Raw genomic sequence first — 16,827 nt, forward strand, 5'->3', positions numbered from 1 at the left:
GAATCATGTCTATTGAAAAATTTAGCTTAGAAAAGGTTTTATCTGTACACCGTTGGACCAATACACTGTTTAGTTTCACCATGACCAGACCTGCGCATTTCAAGTTTACGGCAGGACAGTTTGCGCGTATTGGCTTGAAAGTGGGGGATGAACTGGTCGTTCGAGCATATTCAGTCGTGTCATCACCATTTGATGAAACGCTGGAATTTTTTTCGATTGTGGTTCCTGAAGGGAAATTTACTTCGAATTTACAACATCTTAAAGTAGGTGACGAACTCTACTTAGAGAAAATTTCCTATGGCTATCTGACTTTGGCACGTTATCAATTGCCATTACCACAAGATTTATGGCTGCTTGCCACAGGTACAGGTCTGGCACCATTTTTATCCATGCTGCAAGACTTTGAAACCTGGAATAAATATGAACATATTAATCTGGTTTATAGTGTCCGCACGCAAGACGAACTGGCTTATGTCGACCGTATTCAGGAGATTGCCGAGACCTTTGGCGAAGGCCATACAGGTTTTAAATTTATTCCCATCATTACCCGCGTTCCTGAAGCAGTGCTTCATCATCGTTTACCGATCTTGATTGAGAATGGGGAACTTGAACGGGCAGCAGGACTCCAGCTTAATCCTGAAACCAGTCATGTGATGCTCTGTGGTAACCCCGAAATGGTCGAAGATACTAAAGAAGCACTTAAAGCACGTGGTCTGACCATGAACCGCCGTGGTGAAGGAAATATTGCAGTAGAGAATTATTGGTAATTCCTTCAGAGTTCCTCCCTTTCTTAAATGTGAGCAGCATTGCTTCATAAGGGTAAGAGTCTTAAATAATTTACCTCTCCCTGACCCTCTCCTAAGAGGAGAGGGAATAAATCCTTTCCTTTAATAAAGGGAAGAATTTTAGGCACAAAAAAAACCTCCATACGGAGGTTTTTTGCTATTTAGGAATTAATGTACAAACATATCCATAAAGTCACGGATTTCCTGAATGGCAGTATCTGTATCAGTCGTTAACCAAGTCGGCTCAAAGAAACCGGCATAATGCTCGATCCGATCTGCAGGCACAACTAAACGTACCGGACAATCTTCTTCCAGCAGGCGCCATGGAATAATCGGAACATCATTATCTAGCCAGGCCGCAACATTCCTTACATCAATGACCATGGCATTAATGCAGTCCGGAAAAGGCATCACCGACATTTCTTCAGTACGGCGGCGGAAATATTCCAGATCCTGCCAGCGTAGCATAAAGCTCGGTTTGCTAAATTCAATGATTCCAATCAGATGCTGATCACGAGTGTAGTGCAAAGCACATTGATGTGTGACGTCAGTGTCAAGATCAAGCGATACACTCTGTTGACGATACGCCATAAAACTCGGGTGCATGAAAAATAAGGTGGATAATTATAACGTATTTTGCGCAAAGTAGCAGGTATATTGAAAAACGGTATTTTTACAGCATGTTTTAGCCCACTTAAACTGTGTTTAAAATCTAATAAAATCATACTGGTATATTGTTTATTTTGTAGACAATTCAATTCCTGATAAATCAGCTAAAAACCGCCAGTATCAACTGTCTGGGAAGATAGTTTCTAACCATAAGAGCATAGTATATTCAGGCCAGAAAATGCCTCTTTTTGAAACTAATACCAAGTTCATCAGACTCATACATATAACTTACATCCATTCACTATCTCACCATCTTTTGTCACAGAAGCTGTGATAACTGCTTGTTATGATAAAAATCTACTTATGAATAAGAAAGAGTGAGAATGGTCATGGTTGATGATTTTAATAAAAAACCACCTTTGCATGATCAGGCAGCAATCACGCAGAAGAAGCGCATTCCTGTCTATATCCTGATTTTGGTCGGTATCTTTTTACTGGCAGTCCTGTTCTATATGTTTGCAGATGTGAAGCCAGATGCGCCTGCGACCCAGCCTAATACACCGGTACCAGCGACTGAAGCCCCTGCCAATAATGGTAGTCCGGCGGCTACTCCAGGCGGTGAAAGCAATGAAGCAATGGCTACCGCAGATGATGCGATGACAGAAGCAACAGCCACTGTAGGCGAAATGTCACAAGATACAGCAGAAGCCACTGCAACTGATGCTCAACAGGCCACCCAATAATTGGAATTATTAAAAAAAACTCTGGTTAATAACTAGGGCTTTTTAGCAATAGGTGGTGATGTTTTTCAAAGTTCTGTATCTCCAGGCAAGCTAAGCACAGGAAGTTCAAGCTTTATAAGCAATCGGAAAGAGCTAAAGATTTCGAAAATAAGCTCGTGAATTCAGATAAATAGCGTAATAACAAAGAGGGCAGAAAACATGAATGATTATATGAGAGGCCCACGTGGTGGCTATGATGCCATGTACTACTGGGATCAGTTTCATCCAATTCTTAGTGCAATTGCCATATTAGTCTTAGGTTGGATTATTGCATTACTCGTCTCGGCAGGTGTTAAAAAAATCTTGCAAAAACTAGGGACCAATACACACTTAAATGCAGCGACAGGACATCGCTCTAATGTCGAGAGTATTATCGCTCGTGTTGTGTTCTGGATTATTCTGATTATTGCGGTGATCGGGGCGCTTAACGTACTGAATCTGACAGCAGTGAGCGGACCGTTCAGTAATATGATCCAGCAGTTCCTGCTCTTTATTCCACAATTGTTGGCGGCTATTGCTGTGGCCTTTGTTGGATGGATTGTGGCGAATCTGGTCAAAGTCGGCTTGCAAAAAATGCTTGATCGCACTCAGCTGGATGAAAAGCTGAGTGCCGAAGTCGGTGTCAGTCCGATTAGCCAAAATATCAGTGAAATTGTTTACTGGCTGATTTTACTGCTGTTCTTACCAATTGTCTTGTCGATTCTAGGTCTACACGGTTTATTACTGCCTGTGCAGAACATGCTGACGGATGTCGTAAGTTATCTGCCTAATATCTTCATTGCTGCAGTTATTGTATTTGTCGGATACATTCTGGCAAAAATCGTTCGCGGTATTGTCGAAGGTTTGCTCAACAGCTTGAATATTCAACATCAAGCTGAAAAAGTCGGCATTTTCAAAAACTCGAATGTCGCTCAACTGATTGGTTCATTCATCTTTGCAGTCGTAATTATTACGTCATTAATCATTGCATTTGAAGCACTGGGTATCGAAGCAATTTCTCAACCAGCAACTGCAATGCTGTATGAGATCATGAATGCCATTCCAAATATCATTGCAGCTGCACTGATTCTAATTCTGGCTTATGTAGTTTCTAGACTGGTAGCACGTCTGGTAACTGAAGTCGTTGCCGGAACAGGCGTAGATGAGGTTCCAGCTAAACTGGATCTACAACGCTTCCTAGGCAAAACCAAACTATCAAGCTTGGTGGGTTATCTGATTGTACTGTTCACTATGCTATTTGCGGTTTCTGAAGCAGCGGACCGTTTAGGCTTTGAACAGGTAAGTGGCCTGATTGCGATGTTCATCTACTTCGGTGCAAACATCCTACTAGGTGCTGTAATTCTGGTGATCGGCTTCTGGCTGGCCAACGTAGTTGCCAACATTGTGCAACGCGGTGAATACAACAGTTCACGCTGGTTAGCGAACCTGGTTCGTGTACTGATCATGGGTCTGGTCATTGCAATGGGTCTACGTGCCATGGGCATTGCTGACTCGATCGTGAATCTGGCCTTTGGTTTAACTCTGGGTGCTGTTGCAGTGGCCTTTGCCTTGGCCTTTGGTCTCGGTGGCCGTCAACCAGCAGAACGTGTACTAACTGATTTGATCGATAAAGCTAAACGAGAAGCTAAAGAACCGAATCCTTTGAAAAATGAAACCAATATCATGACTTCAGGCCTAGGTGCTGATGTCAGTGGTACTACAGGTGCAGGCAGTTCAACTACAGGAGAAAATATTGTGCCGAAGCAAGATCAATCACAAGATGACAATACGCCAATGCGTACCAATTTATCCAATAGTACACCAGCGACCTTGACCACTGCACCACAGGATGATGAAGCTTCAGGTATAGATCAGGTGACACCAGATGTAGATCAGGCTGTACCGGATTCGCTTCAAGTTGATCCAATTCATCCACCAGCGAATAATCCATTTGGTTCTACAGGTGAAGAAGAACCGAATGTCGATAGTCATCCAAAAAAAGATGACCCGAATTAACCTGTTCTATCCAAACAAAATCGGCCACGCTTGAGTGGTCGATTTTTTTAATTATGAGGAAATCTGAATGAATGCCAAGAAACCGAATAATCTATTAGCACCCTTAGTGATAGCAGGCATTACCATTGGCTTTTTCACGGCTGCTTATCGATTTGTCTTTGTGAAAAGTAAACAGGATGAGCAGGCTGAACGAGAGCTGGATAAGAAAATACCTGATCCAGACGAATTTAACTAAGCCAGAACACTGCTCAGTCACTCCACATAGAATTTCTTTTTTAAAAAATATAGAATATTCAAGTGAATACTAAAATGATTTTGGTATTTTTCTTGCATTAAAAATATAAAGAAAAAGGAGATCAATAATATGTGGAAAACATTGCAGCATAAATTTATGGCATCTATGGCAGATCAAGTACCCTTACATCTGCAGGAAGCGGCTCAGAAAATGCAACTGACGATTGACCGTTTAGAAAATACGGCCAATCTCAGCCTGTTTAAAACGGATTATCTGGAATAAGCGAAGTATTTTCTCTTCCCAGATCATCTTTGTATTAAACATATTCCGATGCGGCATGTGCTGATGACCATGCCCATTGGAAGTTAAAACCTCCCAAATGACCAGTCACATCCAGTATTTCGCCCACAAAATACAAGCCTTTCTGTTTTTTGCTTTCCATGGTTTTAGATGAAACTTCGGTTGTATCTACGCCGCCCAAAGTCACTTCAGCTGTCCGGTAACCTTCAGTTCCAGAAGGCTTCAGTTCAAAGCCACTTAAACGTTTGGCAATCTGTTCCAGCTTGTCATCACTAATATTGCCAATGGGTGTTTCAGCTACTTCAGTCCAGATCAGATTCTGTAATTCTAGTACTACACTTTTCGGTAAATATTCGGTCAATAGAGTGCGTAGCAGAACTTTAGGCTGACTCTGTTTTTTAGATTTAAAGAAATCAAACAGGTCGACACTTGGTAGAAAATCAACCTTAAAGCTTTGGCCAACATCCCAGTAATTTGACAGCTGTAGGGAGCTAGGGCCACTCAGACCACGATGGGTAAACAGCAGCGCTTCAGTAAAGCTGTTTAAATCATTAGACAGCGTGGCTTCGACTGCATTGCCACTCAGACGGGTGGTGACTTCCTTGAAACTATCCGAGAAAGTAAAGGGTACCAGACCGGCACGGGTTGGATAGACATGATGTCCAAACTGTCTGGCAATCTCATAGCCGATGCCTGAACCGCCTAGAGTCGGAATCGATAGGCCGCCTGAAGCAACCACAACCGATTCCACTTCAAAATATCCTAAAGAAGTGGCTACCTGAAATCCTTGATCGTCCACAGTATTGACGGCTTTCACTTCGCAGTTGGTTTTGATCTCGACCAGACCGGTTTTGTCACATTCGGACAGCAACATCGCCAGAATTTCTTTAGCACCATTTAAGGTGAATAACTGTCCATGTTTACGTTCTTCATATTCGATGCCATATTCGCAGACCATGCCAATAAAATCCCAGTTGGTATAGCGGGTCAGTGCTGAAATCACGAAATGCGGATTGTGCGAGATGAAATTTTCAGGTTCGACATAGAGGTTGGTGAAATTACATTTTCCGCCACCGGACATCAGGATTTTCTTACCCACCTTATTGGCTTTTTCAACGACTACGACTTTACGACCACGTTGTGCTGCCATATAGGCCGTCATTAAACCTGATGCACCTGCACCTATGACCAAAACATCGTATTGCTGAACAGACATGACACACTCAAGGGAGAAGAAAGGGGAGCATTATAGACAATTTTATTTCAGCTTTGGCTATTCCTGAAAGGGGCTGCCCGAATTACAACGTGTTAGCGAATATTTATCATAAATAATTTGAAGCAGCTGGCGGATTCATGCATAGTTTTGTCATGCCTAAAAAATAATCACAATGAAAAGGAATAATTTATGACGGATACGGCAGCATACAAACAATATAATCTGATCAGCTATATTCTTCATCTACTGGGTTTTTTCCTGGGAATAACCCCATTAATCGCCATTATCATGAATTATATTAAACGTGATGAAATGCGGGGCACCTGGCTGGAAAGTCATGTGGACTGGCAGATTAAAACCTTCTGGTTCAGCTTGCTGGGTTATATTCTAGGTGGGCTGCTCACCGTGATTCTAATCGGTTTTGTGATTATTTTTCTTGTCTTTGTCTGGCATGTCTATCGGCTGGTCAAAGGGCTAATTGCACTCAATGAAAATAATCCGATAGGCATTTAAGTTTCGATCAGAACTTTAAGCGATTTAAATATTTCGACCTTGTAGTCCACCAGTATGCAGGATCAGCAGTTTTGTTTCTGGTGGAAAGTATCCTGTTCCAATCAGGTCAGAAATTCCCAACAGCATTTTTCCAGTATAAATTTGCTCTAAGGGAATATCATATTCAGCTTCAAAGTGCTGTATAAACTGGATCAGTTCAGGAGTGGTTTTGGCATAACCACTGCAACAATAATCATCGAGAATGGACCAGTTTCTTTTCTTGGTCAGCTTAGCCACCTCCTCATTCAGGAAGTTGCCTTTTAAGGCAGAAAATCCTAATACCTGTTGATGAGGCTGGCTGGCTTCAATCAAACCTGTAATCGTGCCACCAGTGCCTACAGCACAGCAGATCACATCAAACTGTGCATCGCCGTCCTTTAGAATCTCCTGACATCCCCGAATCGCCAATGTATTAGTACCGCCTTCAGGAATAATGTAATGTGCAGGAAACTTTTGTGCTAATGCTGCCAGATAATCAGCGTCCTGTTTACGTCGATATTCTTCACGACTCACAAAATACAATTGCATGCCGTATTGTTGTGCCAACGCTAAAGTGGGGTTTAAGGGCCGATGGGCCAGTTCCTCACCCCGAATAATGCCGACACTCTCAAAGCCAAACTGCTGTGCTGCAAATGCCGTTGCGGCAATATGATTGGAATAAGCGCCCCCAAAAGTCAGCAGCTTTTTAAAGCCAAGTTGCTGTGCTTCCAGAAAATTGTATTTCAGTTTAAAAAACTTGTTGCCTGATATTTGTGGATGCACCAGATCCAGACGGCGTATGGTTACAAACCTGTCTTTCAGCCAGATGCGCTGGTCTGGAATATGCTGGGCGATTTTTTCAAACATGGTATTTTCATAAGCTAAGAATGAGCAAATTATAGCGAAATAGAATCAGCAGGATGGCACAATCATGAGCTCCTTAAACTAAGAATAAAATTTTGTAGATTGTCACAATTCATATGCTGAAAATTTAAACAAATTTGCTAATCTGAATCTTATAGGGAACTTAGAGGAGGATAGAATAATGAAAATACTATCCTGTACGATTTTAAGTGTATTGCTCTTAGTAGGCTTATCTGGCTGCGATGATCCTTTGAATAAGCCTAAAACTGATACACGAAGCATGATCATTGGCGGAGTGCCGGTGCATGACCATGATTATAAGATGCTTGATTCATCCCTCACCGCTCAAGACCAATTGAAGAAATAGCCGGATTTCGCACAAATATTGCATCATTTGTGTAGAAATATTAAAGCAAAATAAATTATTTTTACTTAAAATAAGCCATTCATTTTAAGTTTGGATGGTCACGTGGAATCATTTTGGATTTTAGGTTCAATTGCCTTTGCACTCATGTTAGGTGCAATGAGCCCAGGACCGACTTCTATTTATGTAGCGAAAAATTCAATTGCGATCTCACGTAAGCATGGCCTATTTACAGCTTTAGGTACTGGAACAGGGGCGGCTATTTTTGGTCTGCTGGCAATTCTAGGTTTGCAGGCATTTTTACTGGCGGTGCCATCTGCCTATCTGGCGCTTAAAATTTGTGGTGGTTTATATCTGCTCTGGTTGGCTTTTAAAATTATCAAGCATGCCAAAGAGCCAATCGATGCAGGCGATGACAGTCAAACTCAGATGTCCTTACGTCGTGCTTATATGACAGGTTTGATTACTCAATTATCTAACCCAAAAATTGCCATTGTATTGGCCAGTATTTTTACTGCGCTTTTGCCAAAAGAAATTCCAACTTACTTTTATTTTGTATTACCGGTTTTATGTTTCTTTATTGATGCAGGCTGGTGCTCGCTGGTGGCCGTTGCACTTTCTGCTGAAAAGCCACGTCGAGTATATTTGAAGTTTAAAGCCGGTTTTGACCGTGCAGCAGGGGCGGTCATGACCGTGCTGGGATTAAAGCTGATCTTTGGGATGAAGTAATTTTCCAATTATCGCAGACCATAAAAAAAGCCCCAATGATTCGGGGCTTTTTTAATTTGGTTCTTAAAAAATATTTTCTTCCGAATTTGCCGAGATCCGGTGAATAGATAAATCCGCACCGGTAAATTCTTCTTCCTGACTCAGACGAATACCGATCAACACTTTCAGCAGACCATAAACCAGAAATCCACCCACCAGAGCTACTACAATCGCCAGTACGGTGCCGAATAGCTGTGAAATAATAGAAACACCGCCCATGCCTCCGAGCCATTGCTGACCGAATACACCGACAGCAATTCCACCGAAAGCACCACATACACCATGCAAAGGCCAAACCCCTAATACATCATCCACTTTAAGTTTATTTTGGGTATAGGTGAATAGTTTTACAAAAATCACGCCTGCGCTGATTCCGATAAATAATGCACCCAGTGGATGTACCACATCAGAACCTGCACAGATGGCAACCAGTCCGGCTAATGGACCATTATGCAAGAAGCCCGGGTCATCTTTACCCGCTACTTTTGCTGCAATAGTTCCACCGACCATCGCCATTAGAGAGTTAATCGCAACCAGTCCGGAAATAGCATCCAGGCGTTGTGCACTCATTACATTAAAGCCAAACCAGCCAACAATCAGAATCCATGAGCCTAGAGCAAGGAAAGGGATAGATGATGGTGGATGTGCAGTAATCCGGCCATCATTCTTATATCGACCATTACGTGCACCAAGTAAAACGACTGCAGCCAGAGCAATCCAGCCTCCCATGCCATGCACGACCACAGAGCCGGCAAAGTCGTGGAAGTTGGCACCGAAGGTATTTGCCAACCAGTCTTGAAAACCAAAGTTGCCATTCCAGATCATCCCTTCAAAAAATGGATAAATCAGAGCAACTAAAAATAAAGTCGCTAAAGCCTGCGAACGCATTTTAGCCCGTTCAGCAATACCTCCCGAGATAATCGCAGGAATAGCTGCGGCAAAGGTCAGCAGGAAGAAACAACGCATCAGGTTATAACCATGATCGGCTGCTAAAGTAGAAGCATCGTGGAAAAAATGCTGACCATAGGCAATATAATAGCCTACTAAAAAGTAAGCGATGGCGGATAGGGAAAAATCAGTGAGAATTTTACTTAAGGCATTAACCTGATTCTTATGGCGAACTGTCCCTAGTTCTAAAAACGCAAATCCTGCATGCATAGCGAGCACTAGAACTGCACCGAGAAGGAGAAATAATAAGTCTATATTTTGCATTGTGCGTTCCAATTTAGTGCATAGAATCACAAAAGAAATCCAGTATATAGAGGCAAACTGATTCGAAAAGAGTTACTAACAAGGGAAATTTTGATAATGAATTTCTTGAAACTGACAAGACTCGATATAAAGCACAATAGAATTTTATGCACCAAACTAAGACATCATAAGAAAAGATAAAATTTAAATTTATATTTTGTTTTTTAGATATTTAGCTTTATCACGGGAAAATGGCATGTTAAAAATGTGTGCTAAAGGTGCACATGAAAAGTGAAAGGATTTTTAAGAAAAAATTTAAAAAAAATAAGTGAAAGATGATTTTGAATTGCAAAAGTACATCATGGTTTTAAATTTTAGAAGTCATATAGGCTATTGATTAGCTATATTTCCAATAAATAAAACCCTAACAAATTAGGGTTTCATCCGGAGCTAAAATCTAAAGTATTCAATTAATCTTTAAAATGTACGGGAATCCACTGATAGCTCTTTCCATCTTTCGAGTAAATATGACCGATCCCCGGAAATGGTAAATGTGGCGCTGCAATGGTCTGACCTTGCTTGGCGTATTCAGCAAAATGCTTTAAACGGGTTTGCACCGCAGTTTTAGGATCGACATCGAATTCTATGGCTGTTTCAGGTTTGTCGAATTGCAAGGTATGTGAATGGACGATGTCACCCACAAAAACCACTTCTTGGCCATCTGCTTTGAGTTTAAAGCTGTAATGCCCTGGGGTATGACCAAAGGATGGCTTAAACTCGACCCCCCCAAAGGCTAAAGATTTATCAGAAAAGACTTTCACTTTTTTAGCTTTTTCATAGGGTGCAAGGGCTGCTTTAATTTTCTCTACGGTGCCTAAGAAACCCTCCTGCTGGTCTTTCGGTAGTTTTTTAACGGTATTTGGACTTAGCCAGTAGTCATATTCGGTTTTAGAAATATGTAAGGTGGCATTTGGATAATTTGCTGCGCCGTTATTTGAAATGCCACAAACATGATCAGGGTGGAGATGAGTCAGGAAAATACCACTCACTTGAGCAGGCTGATAACCTGATGCCTTGAGGTTATTATAAATTGATCCTAAGTGCGCACCAAAGCAGCTTGCAGCACCGCTGTCGACCATGAGTAGTTGATTATCTGTATTAATCAGGAAAGCATTGACTGAAGTCTGTATACCTTTGGCTTGATCGGCATGATATTTCTTTAAAATCTCAGTCTTTTCTGCATCACTTAAGCCTTTAAACATTGATGGATTTAAGTAGTTTGTACCATCAAGCAGAGCCGTAATCTGGGTATTACCAATTTGGTGATGATAGTAGCCGGCGACTTGTTTTGGTGAAGCAATTGTTGCAGGTTCAGCAGCCTGACTCACACTTATACCCAAAACAGATAATGAAAGTAGAGAGGTGAGAAGGGATGTCTTTAAAATATTCATGGCAATTCTTATGGTTATGAGGTTTATGCTATGTATTAGCATGTAAAGCATGTAAAGCATGAAAATAGAATATAAAAATATTTACCTTTTTAAAAAAGAGAGGAGAAATTGAATATCTGTACTAGGCATTCAGTTCAAATCTGTATATTGATTTTGTAAGGAAATAAAAGATTTTTTATCTAAAAATATTTTTATAAATAAATTACTTAGATAAATTTCACTTTTATAAAAAAGCCCGTTAACATGGGGTATTGCAAACAGCCTTGGGTATCGCTATGAGTTTTTGGAAAAAGAAAAATAATGCAGCATTTGTATTTTTCATTATTACCTTATATTCATTGCTAGGCTTCGGCATTGGCTATGTCATCTGGGAATTTTTCCTTGATAAATAAGTGCTATCTGATTTATAGATCGACCTAAAAAAGCCTCTAAAGATAGAGGCTTTTTTAATAAGCAATTATTTACTGCATTCAGGCTGAGAACGGTCAATAATTTGAGTACCTTCTACGCGATAGCCAATTTGGCCTACAAGAAATGCTTGATTTAGTTGAGTGATGACTACATCAGAAAGTGCTACTGCACAACGATCTTTTTCAATTGCACGATCTACTGCTGTTTTGAAATTAGGAATACCTAAAGGGAATAAAATTACTGGAACTTTATCTTCGCCTTTAACGCGTTCGCCTTTAACGAACTGAGTTGAGTTTAGGTTGAAGTTTTTAGTTGAAGCTACAGTCATATCAGCCATACGAACTGAACATCCTGTGAATACAATTGTTGATGCTGCTAAAGCTGAAACTAGTAATTTTTTCATGTTTACCCCGAATAATTCTAAAAATAAAAAAGCGTTTAGATTCTATAGATATATTTTTAAAAAACAAGAAAATAAATTGTATAAATGGTAAAAAAACTAAAGATGAAGAACTTTTATTGGCTGAGTATTATTTTAGTAGACTAAGTAAAAAGCCCCTACAATGTAGAGGCTTTACCTCTATCTAAGACCTAAATCTCAAGACACTTTATCACCTGGTTTAGCACCAGATTCAGGTGAAATCACCCAAACACCTTCGCCATTACCAGCGGCAAGTACCATACCGTTCGAAATACCAAAACGCATCTTACGTGGAGCAAGGTTCGCAACCATCACCACCAGTTTGCCTTTCAGGTCTTCCGGTTTATAGAACTCACGGATACCACTGAACACATTACGTGGTTCAGCTTCTCCAACATTTAAAGTCAATTGCAGTAGTTTGTCAGAACCTTCAACTGTTGCAGCGTCCAGAACTTCAGCCACACGTAAATCAACTTTAATGAAGTCATCAATCGTGATGATCTCAGCTTCACCAACTTTAGGTTCAGCTTTCTTCTCTTTGGCTTTCTCTTTTTTCTTCTCAGCTTTTGCTGGTTCAGCAGCAGGTGCAGCTAAAGAATCTTTAGATGCATCGACCATCGCAGCCACAGCTTTTGGATCAACACGTTGCATTAGCGGCTGGAACAACGCAATTTCATGACCAGTCAAAATTTCTGTACGAGAAGCAAAGTCGAAAGAAGCTAATTTCAGGAAGTCCTGAACCTGAGCAGCCAATGTTGGTAACACTGGAGCTAAATACACAGCCAATTGACGGAACAGGTTGATACCTACAGAACACACACCGTGAACCTGTTGTTCTTCACCTTCAACTTTCGCTAAAGCCCAAGGTTTTTTCTCATCGATGTACTGGTTGGCTTTATCTGCAAGTGCCATGATTTCACGGATCGCTGCCGAGAATTCACGGGTTTCATAAGCTTTGGCAATTGAATCGCCAGCATCAATAAAGCTTTGAACCAGTTCAGGCTCGGCACAAGTTGCACTTAGCTTGTTGTCAAACTTGGTATTGATGAATTTTGCACAACGGCTGGCGATATTCACTACTTTACCCACTAGGTCCGAATTCACTTTCTGAACGAAGTCATCCAGATTCAGGTCAGAATCTTCAACCTTGTCAGAAAGTTTAGAAGCAAAGTAATAACGCAGGTATTCAGGGTTCAAATGCTGTAAATAAGTTTCAGCTTTAATGAAGGTACCGCGAGATTTAGACATCTTCTGACCATTTACAGTCAGGAAGCCATTCACGAATAAACCGGTTGGGGTGCGGTAGTCTGCACCTTCCAGCATTGCAGGCCAGAACAGGGCATGGAAATAAACGATGTCTTTACCAATGAAGTGATAGACTTCATTTTTAGAATCTTTTTTCCAGAAATCATCGAAGCTTAAATCAGGACGTTTAGTTTTGATGTAATTCTCGAAGCTCGACATATAGCCGATTGGCGCATCCACCCACACATAGAAATATTTGTTTGGTGCATCAGGAATTTCAAAGCCGAAATAAGGTGCATCACGTGAGATGTCCCAGTCGTTCAAGCCATTGTCAAACCATTCATCCAGTTTGTTGGCGATAGATACGGGTAGACGGCCTTCGTCACGGGTCCATTTTTGCAGGTATTCACCAAAATTTGGCAGTTTAAAGAAGTAATGATCCGAAGATTTCTCAACAGGAGTCGCGCCGCTTAAAGTCGATTTTGGATTTAATAATTCAGTCGCGTTGTAAGTTGTACCGCAAACTTCACATGAATCGCCGTATTGATCTTCCGCCTTACATTTTGGGCATGTACCCTTAATAAAACGGTCTGACAGGAACATGCCTTTTTCAGGATCAAATAACTGGGTTACAGGGCGAACTGCAATATTACCGGCTTCACGGTTTTTGATATAGATTTCTGAAGCGCGGGCGCGGTTGGTATCACTGTGGGTAGAGTCATAATGATCGAAATGCACACCGAAACCGTCAAAGTCACGAATGTGTTCTTTTTGCACATTGGCGATCTGTGCTTCAGGTGAAATGCCATTTGCCTCAGCACGCAGCATGATCGCTGTACCATGAGCATCATCCGCACAGACATACGTCACGTCATGACCCATTGCACGCATCGCACGTACCCATATATCAGCCTGGATATAGCCGAGTAAGTGACCCATATGAATCGGGCCATTGGCGTAAGGAAGGGCATTGGTGACTAGGATTTTACGCACAGATTCACTCTCTCATTCGTATTCATTATGCAATGGGCCATAATTTTACATGATGCAGAAGGGATTACAAAGAAATGCTTTTACATAAGCGTTAGGAATAAATCAGGCTGAATATTCAGAATACAAAAACAGGCTATAGACGGGAAATTGACCCTTAAAAATTCGATTGAGATAAGTTGATGCTACTTCCTGCAAGCAATAGCAACAACATGTACAGGCTTTGTTGCAGTTTGCTTAATTCCCCCACGTCATTACATGCTTTGTGCTAAAAATTTGGCTGATCATTTTTATTATGACGCCTTAGGAGGGTACTCATGACTCAGAATAACCAGACAAGTACTTCAAAACAGAATCAAGATAAAGAACAACATGCACGAGAGCTGCATGACAAGATTGAACAAGAGCAAAAGCAGAATGAGATTGATAAACAGCATAAGCAGAAACATGAAGAAGTCCTAGAAGCCCAAAAAAATGGGGCTGATGAAAAGTCTGATCATCAGCAAGACTCTAAAGCATCTGGTCATCAGCAATCAGAGCAAAAAGATGCGTCTAAAAATGACCAATCTAATCATGGTGACCAGTCAGATAAAAAAGCTGAAAGTACCAAAATGGATGACTTAAAAGCGAAAGCCATCGCAATTGGTGAAGAGCTATTGCAAAAAGGCGAAAAGATTCTGAATGAGTTAAAAAATGGCAAATCAGACAGCCAAAAAAATGGTGAGCAAGGGTCAGATGATTCGAAAAAGGCACAGGATCAAAGTTCTGGAGATAAATCAGCAAATCACGCTGAGCACGATCGTATGGCAAATTTAAAAGATGAAGCGCTACACAAGTTTGAAGATACCAAGGTCAAAATTAGTGATTTGGTAAATGAAGCTGCTACGAAACTAAATGAGTTGAAACAGATGGCGGCTGAAACCATGACTAAAGTGAAAGGCGATGACCAGTCTCAGTCAAATGATTCGAAAAAGCAGGATCAGGATTCTTCATCTAAAGAGGCTAAGGATAAGGACCAAAAATCAGCTCAGACCAATAATAAAGATGATGCTAAAAAGGATCAGGATAAGGCTGATCAATCTGGGCAAAACAAGACCGATCAAGATAAAAATCATAAATAATCATTTCATGTGGAAAGCCACTTCATTCAGTTTTTGAATGAAGTGGCTTTTTAATGGATACTATCTAGTTAATTTTTTTAAAATTTTAAATATCAATAATATAAAACAATAAATAAGATGTGATGCTGACTTTATAAATTTTCTTCCCTGTAACCCTTTAAAACCCAGTAAAATAGTTGGAAATCATATTTGTCTTTTGGGCTTGTGAATACAGATTGCTTAACCTGAGCCTAAAACCTCGTTAAACTAAGCTATTCAGATGTCTATCTATATTTTTGGAGTAACCTATGTCCTGGCTTTCTTCGCTTAAATCGGTTTTTTCGCCTTCCAAGGAGGTGAACGAAGAAGCTGTGCAAAACGTACTGCAAAACTATATCTTGCCAAATTCTAGTAATGCACTGAAAGACCGGATTACTCAGGTCAATGTGCAAGGTGAGATCCTGCAAATCACCATTAATACTTATCCGGAAGAAAAAGAGCAGTTACAGCAAATTCATGATGAACTGGCGGATGCGCTAGAGAAATGCGGTATTAAAGAACTAAACCTGCATGTGATTCAGCAAAAGACGGGTCATAAGAAAGAAGGCGGTTGTGGACATCATCATGCAGAAGGTGAGAGCTGTTCCAGCCAGCCGCAAACTGCTGCTTCAAAATCGAATCTGCCACCTGTGGCTGATGCTTCAGGCCATGCAGCTCAAGCAGAAGCTGACCCAAATAATCCGCCGATCCAGAAAGCTGCTCCACAGCAACGTGATGTGCCGAAGCATCCACGCATTCAGAATGTCATTCTGGTCTCTTCAGGTAAGGGCGGTGTAGGTAAATCAACCACAACTGTGAATCTGGCTTTGGCTTTGCAAAAATTAGGTTTGAAAGTGGGTGTACTGGATGCGGATATTTATGGTCCAAGTATTCCGACGATGCTCGGCAATGTCGGCAAAACCCCGATGATCGAAGCCGAACAGTTTGTCCCACTCGATGCCTATGGTATGGCAGTGCTGTCGATTGGCCACCTAACGGGTGATAATAATACGCCAGTTGCTTGGCGCGGTCCGAAAGCAACAGGTGCCTTGATGCAGCTATTCAATCAAACTTTATGGCCAGATCTGGATGTATTGATGATTGATATGCCACCAGGTACAGGTGATATCCAGTTAACGCTCGCTCAGCGTATTCCAGTCACAGGTGCTGTGATCGTCACCACACCACAAAACGTGGCATTGCTGGATGCGACCAAAGGCATTGAACTGTTTAACCGTGTGCAGATTCCAGTGATGGGGGTAGTCGAAAATATGTCGACCCATATCTGTTCAAACTGCGGTCAAGAAGAACAGATCTTTGGTACAGGCGGCGGTGATAAACTGTCAGAGCAATACAATATTCCATTGCTCGGCCGCTTGCCTTTGAATGCAGTGATTCGTGAAAATGCCGATGCCGGTAAGCCTTCAGTGATTGCTGGAGATGATGCTGCTGAAAGTTATATGGCCATTGCTCAGAAAATTGCAGCAAAATTGCCAAAAGCAGAAAAAGATAAAACTCGTATTTTCTAAG

At 41.2% G+C, this 16,827-nt stretch carries 18 protein-coding genes; 11 read left to right on the forward strand and 7 right to left on the reverse strand.

Features of this window, described 5'->3' with window-relative positions; all coding sequences use genetic code 11:
- The first annotated feature begins 5 nt into the window (after positions 1-5).
- On the forward strand, positions 6-767 hold the full coding sequence (locus ACEWB7_RS06735) for a ferredoxin--NADP reductase (RefSeq protein WP_312310128.1): 762 nt from the start codon (positions 6-8) through the stop codon (positions 765-767).
- 186 nt (positions 768-953) lie between these two features.
- Here the strand turns inward: ACEWB7_RS06735 and ACEWB7_RS06740 are convergent, their stop codons facing one another.
- Positions 954-1,376 carry a hypothetical protein gene (locus tag ACEWB7_RS06740; protein WP_005237048.1) on the reverse strand — a complete coding sequence of 141 codons (423 nt, stop codon included), beginning with the start codon at positions 1,374-1,376 and terminating at the stop codon, positions 954-956.
- A 407-nt stretch (positions 1,377-1,783) separates the two neighbouring features.
- On the opposite strand from ACEWB7_RS06740, the gene ACEWB7_RS06745 reads away from it, so the two are divergent.
- The 4 genes from ACEWB7_RS06745 to ACEWB7_RS06760 all read left to right on the forward strand — a co-directional run bounded on the left by ACEWB7_RS06745 (position 1,784) and on the right by ACEWB7_RS06760 (position 4,688).
- Positions 1,784-2,137 (forward strand): hypothetical protein, encoded by a 354-nt coding sequence (locus tag ACEWB7_RS06745; RefSeq protein ID WP_034702043.1) that lies wholly within the window; start codon positions 1,784-1,786, stop codon positions 2,135-2,137.
- 198 nt (positions 2,138-2,335) lie between these two features.
- On the forward strand, positions 2,336-4,171 hold the full coding sequence (locus tag ACEWB7_RS06750; RefSeq protein WP_034702019.1) for a mechanosensitive ion channel: 1,836 nt from the start codon (positions 2,336-2,338) through the stop codon (positions 4,169-4,171).
- A gap of 67 nt (positions 4,172-4,238) precedes the next feature.
- Positions 4,239-4,406, forward strand: coding sequence for a hypothetical protein (locus ACEWB7_RS06755; RefSeq protein ID WP_004785046.1), 168 nt, complete (start codon positions 4,239-4,241; stop codon positions 4,404-4,406).
- Between the two features lie 129 nt (positions 4,407-4,535).
- The gene (locus tag ACEWB7_RS06760; protein WP_171069902.1) at positions 4,536-4,688 is read left to right on the forward strand and encodes a hypothetical protein; all 153 of its coding nucleotides are present in this window, start codon (positions 4,536-4,538) and stop codon (positions 4,686-4,688) included.
- A gap of 34 nt (positions 4,689-4,722) precedes the next feature.
- Here the strand turns inward: ACEWB7_RS06760 and ACEWB7_RS06765 are convergent, their stop codons facing one another.
- Positions 4,723-5,922, reverse strand: a complete 1,200-nt coding sequence (locus ACEWB7_RS06765; RefSeq protein WP_034702018.1) for an NAD(P)/FAD-dependent oxidoreductase — start codon at positions 5,920-5,922, stop codon at positions 4,723-4,725.
- A gap of 189 nt (positions 5,923-6,111) precedes the next feature.
- Between ACEWB7_RS06765 and ACEWB7_RS06770 the strand changes: the two genes are divergently transcribed.
- Positions 6,112-6,435 (forward strand): DUF4870 family protein, encoded by a 324-nt coding sequence (locus ACEWB7_RS06770; protein ID WP_004785040.1) that lies wholly within the window; start codon positions 6,112-6,114, stop codon positions 6,433-6,435.
- Positions 6,436-6,459: 24 nt separating this feature from the next.
- Here ACEWB7_RS06770 and ACEWB7_RS06775 read toward each other — a convergent pair whose 3' ends face one another.
- Positions 6,460-7,320 carry a 1-aminocyclopropane-1-carboxylate deaminase/D-cysteine desulfhydrase gene (locus tag ACEWB7_RS06775; protein ID WP_034702013.1) on the reverse strand — a complete coding sequence of 287 codons (861 nt, stop codon included), beginning with the start codon at positions 7,318-7,320 and terminating at the stop codon, positions 6,460-6,462.
- A gap of 178 nt (positions 7,321-7,498) precedes the next feature.
- Here ACEWB7_RS06775 and ACEWB7_RS06780 point away from each other — a divergent pair, with 178 nt between their 5' ends.
- Together ACEWB7_RS06780 and ACEWB7_RS06785 are read left to right on the forward strand one after the other, a co-directional pair.
- Positions 7,499-7,684, forward strand: a complete 186-nt coding sequence (locus ACEWB7_RS06780; protein ID WP_034702009.1) for an NF038215 family lipoprotein — start codon at positions 7,499-7,501, stop codon at positions 7,682-7,684.
- Between the two features lie 102 nt (positions 7,685-7,786).
- On the forward strand, positions 7,787-8,410 hold the full coding sequence (locus ACEWB7_RS06785) for a LysE family translocator (RefSeq protein ID WP_034702007.1): 624 nt from the start codon (positions 7,787-7,789) through the stop codon (positions 8,408-8,410).
- 63 nt (positions 8,411-8,473) lie between these two features.
- Here ACEWB7_RS06785 and ACEWB7_RS06790 read toward each other — a convergent pair whose 3' ends face one another.
- A complete protein-coding gene (locus tag ACEWB7_RS06790) occupies positions 8,474-9,661 on the reverse strand; it encodes an ammonium transporter (RefSeq protein WP_034702004.1) in 1,188 nt (395 codons plus the stop codon).
- Positions 9,662-10,110: 449 nt separating this feature from the next.
- Entirely contained in the window at positions 10,111-11,091 is a 981-nt protein-coding gene (locus tag ACEWB7_RS06795; protein WP_034702001.1) for an MBL fold metallo-hydrolase, read from the reverse strand.
- A gap of 275 nt (positions 11,092-11,366) precedes the next feature.
- Between ACEWB7_RS06795 and ACEWB7_RS06800 the strand changes: the two genes are divergently transcribed.
- On the forward strand, positions 11,367-11,483 hold the full coding sequence (locus ACEWB7_RS06800) for a hypothetical protein (RefSeq protein WP_373683639.1): 117 nt from the start codon (positions 11,367-11,369) through the stop codon (positions 11,481-11,483).
- A 65-nt stretch (positions 11,484-11,548) separates the two neighbouring features.
- On the opposite strand, the gene ACEWB7_RS06805 is transcribed toward ACEWB7_RS06800, so the two are convergent.
- Entirely contained in the window at positions 11,549-11,905 is a 357-nt protein-coding gene (locus ACEWB7_RS06805) for a hypothetical protein (protein ID WP_034581100.1), read from the reverse strand.
- Between the two features lie 195 nt (positions 11,906-12,100).
- The gene (metG, locus tag ACEWB7_RS06810; protein ID WP_034701999.1) at positions 12,101-14,161 is read right to left on the reverse strand and encodes a methionine--tRNA ligase; all 2,061 of its coding nucleotides are present in this window, start codon (positions 14,159-14,161) and stop codon (positions 12,101-12,103) included.
- 314 nt (positions 14,162-14,475) lie between these two features.
- Here metG and ACEWB7_RS06815 point away from each other — a divergent pair, with 314 nt between their 5' ends.
- Together ACEWB7_RS06815 and apbC are read left to right on the forward strand one after the other, a co-directional pair.
- Complete coding sequence (locus tag ACEWB7_RS06815) at positions 14,476-15,279, forward strand: hypothetical protein (RefSeq protein ID WP_034701997.1); 804 nt, start codon at positions 14,476-14,478, stop codon at positions 15,277-15,279.
- Between the two features lie 287 nt (positions 15,280-15,566).
- Positions 15,567-16,826: an iron-sulfur cluster carrier protein ApbC gene (gene apbC / locus ACEWB7_RS06820; RefSeq protein ID WP_034701996.1), complete on the forward strand. Its 1,260-nt coding sequence runs from the start codon at positions 15,567-15,569 to the stop codon at positions 16,824-16,826.
- The last annotated feature ends 1 nt before the right edge of the window (position 16,827 follow it).

Origin of the sequence: Acinetobacter sp. NIOH-H-8, from assembly GCF_046635365.1 — a bacterium.
Lineage (GTDB): Bacteria > Pseudomonadota > Gammaproteobacteria > Pseudomonadales > Moraxellaceae > Acinetobacter.

Coding starts and splice junctions, on each gene's coding strand:
- ACEWB7_RS06735 (WP_312310128.1), top strand. CDS start 6: ATGTCTATTGAAAAATTTAGCTTAGAAAAGGTTTTATCTGTACACCGT.
- ACEWB7_RS06740 (WP_005237048.1), bottom strand. CDS start 1,376: ATGGCGTATCGTCAACAGAGTGTATCGCTTGATCTTGACACTGACGTC.
- ACEWB7_RS06745 (WP_034702043.1), top strand. CDS start 1,784: ATGGTTGATGATTTTAATAAAAAACCACCTTTGCATGATCAGGCAGCA.
- ACEWB7_RS06750 (WP_034702019.1), top strand. CDS start 2,336: ATGAATGATTATATGAGAGGCCCACGTGGTGGCTATGATGCCATGTAC.
- ACEWB7_RS06755 (WP_004785046.1), top strand. CDS start 4,239: ATGAATGCCAAGAAACCGAATAATCTATTAGCACCCTTAGTGATAGCA.
- ACEWB7_RS06760 (WP_171069902.1), top strand. CDS start 4,536: ATGTGGAAAACATTGCAGCATAAATTTATGGCATCTATGGCAGATCAA.
- ACEWB7_RS06765 (WP_034702018.1), bottom strand. CDS start 5,922: ATGTCTGTTCAGCAATACGATGTTTTGGTCATAGGTGCAGGTGCATCA.
- ACEWB7_RS06770 (WP_004785040.1), top strand. CDS start 6,112: ATGACGGATACGGCAGCATACAAACAATATAATCTGATCAGCTATATT.
- ACEWB7_RS06775 (WP_034702013.1), bottom strand. CDS start 7,320: ATGTTTGAAAAAATCGCCCAGCATATTCCAGACCAGCGCATCTGGCTG.
- ACEWB7_RS06780 (WP_034702009.1), top strand. CDS start 7,499: ATGAAAATACTATCCTGTACGATTTTAAGTGTATTGCTCTTAGTAGGC.
- ACEWB7_RS06790 (WP_034702004.1), bottom strand. CDS start 9,661: ATGCAAAATATAGACTTATTATTTCTCCTTCTCGGTGCAGTTCTAGTG.
- ACEWB7_RS06795 (WP_034702001.1), bottom strand. CDS start 11,091: ATGAATATTTTAAAGACATCCCTTCTCACCTCTCTACTTTCATTATCT.
- ACEWB7_RS06800 (WP_373683639.1), top strand. CDS start 11,367: ATGAGTTTTTGGAAAAAGAAAAATAATGCAGCATTTGTATTTTTCATT.
- ACEWB7_RS06805 (WP_034581100.1), bottom strand. CDS start 11,905: ATGAAAAAATTACTAGTTTCAGCTTTAGCAGCATCAACAATTGTATTC.
- ACEWB7_RS06815 (WP_034701997.1), top strand. CDS start 14,476: ATGACTCAGAATAACCAGACAAGTACTTCAAAACAGAATCAAGATAAA.
- apbC (WP_034701996.1), top strand. CDS start 15,567: ATGTCCTGGCTTTCTTCGCTTAAATCGGTTTTTTCGCCTTCCAAGGAG.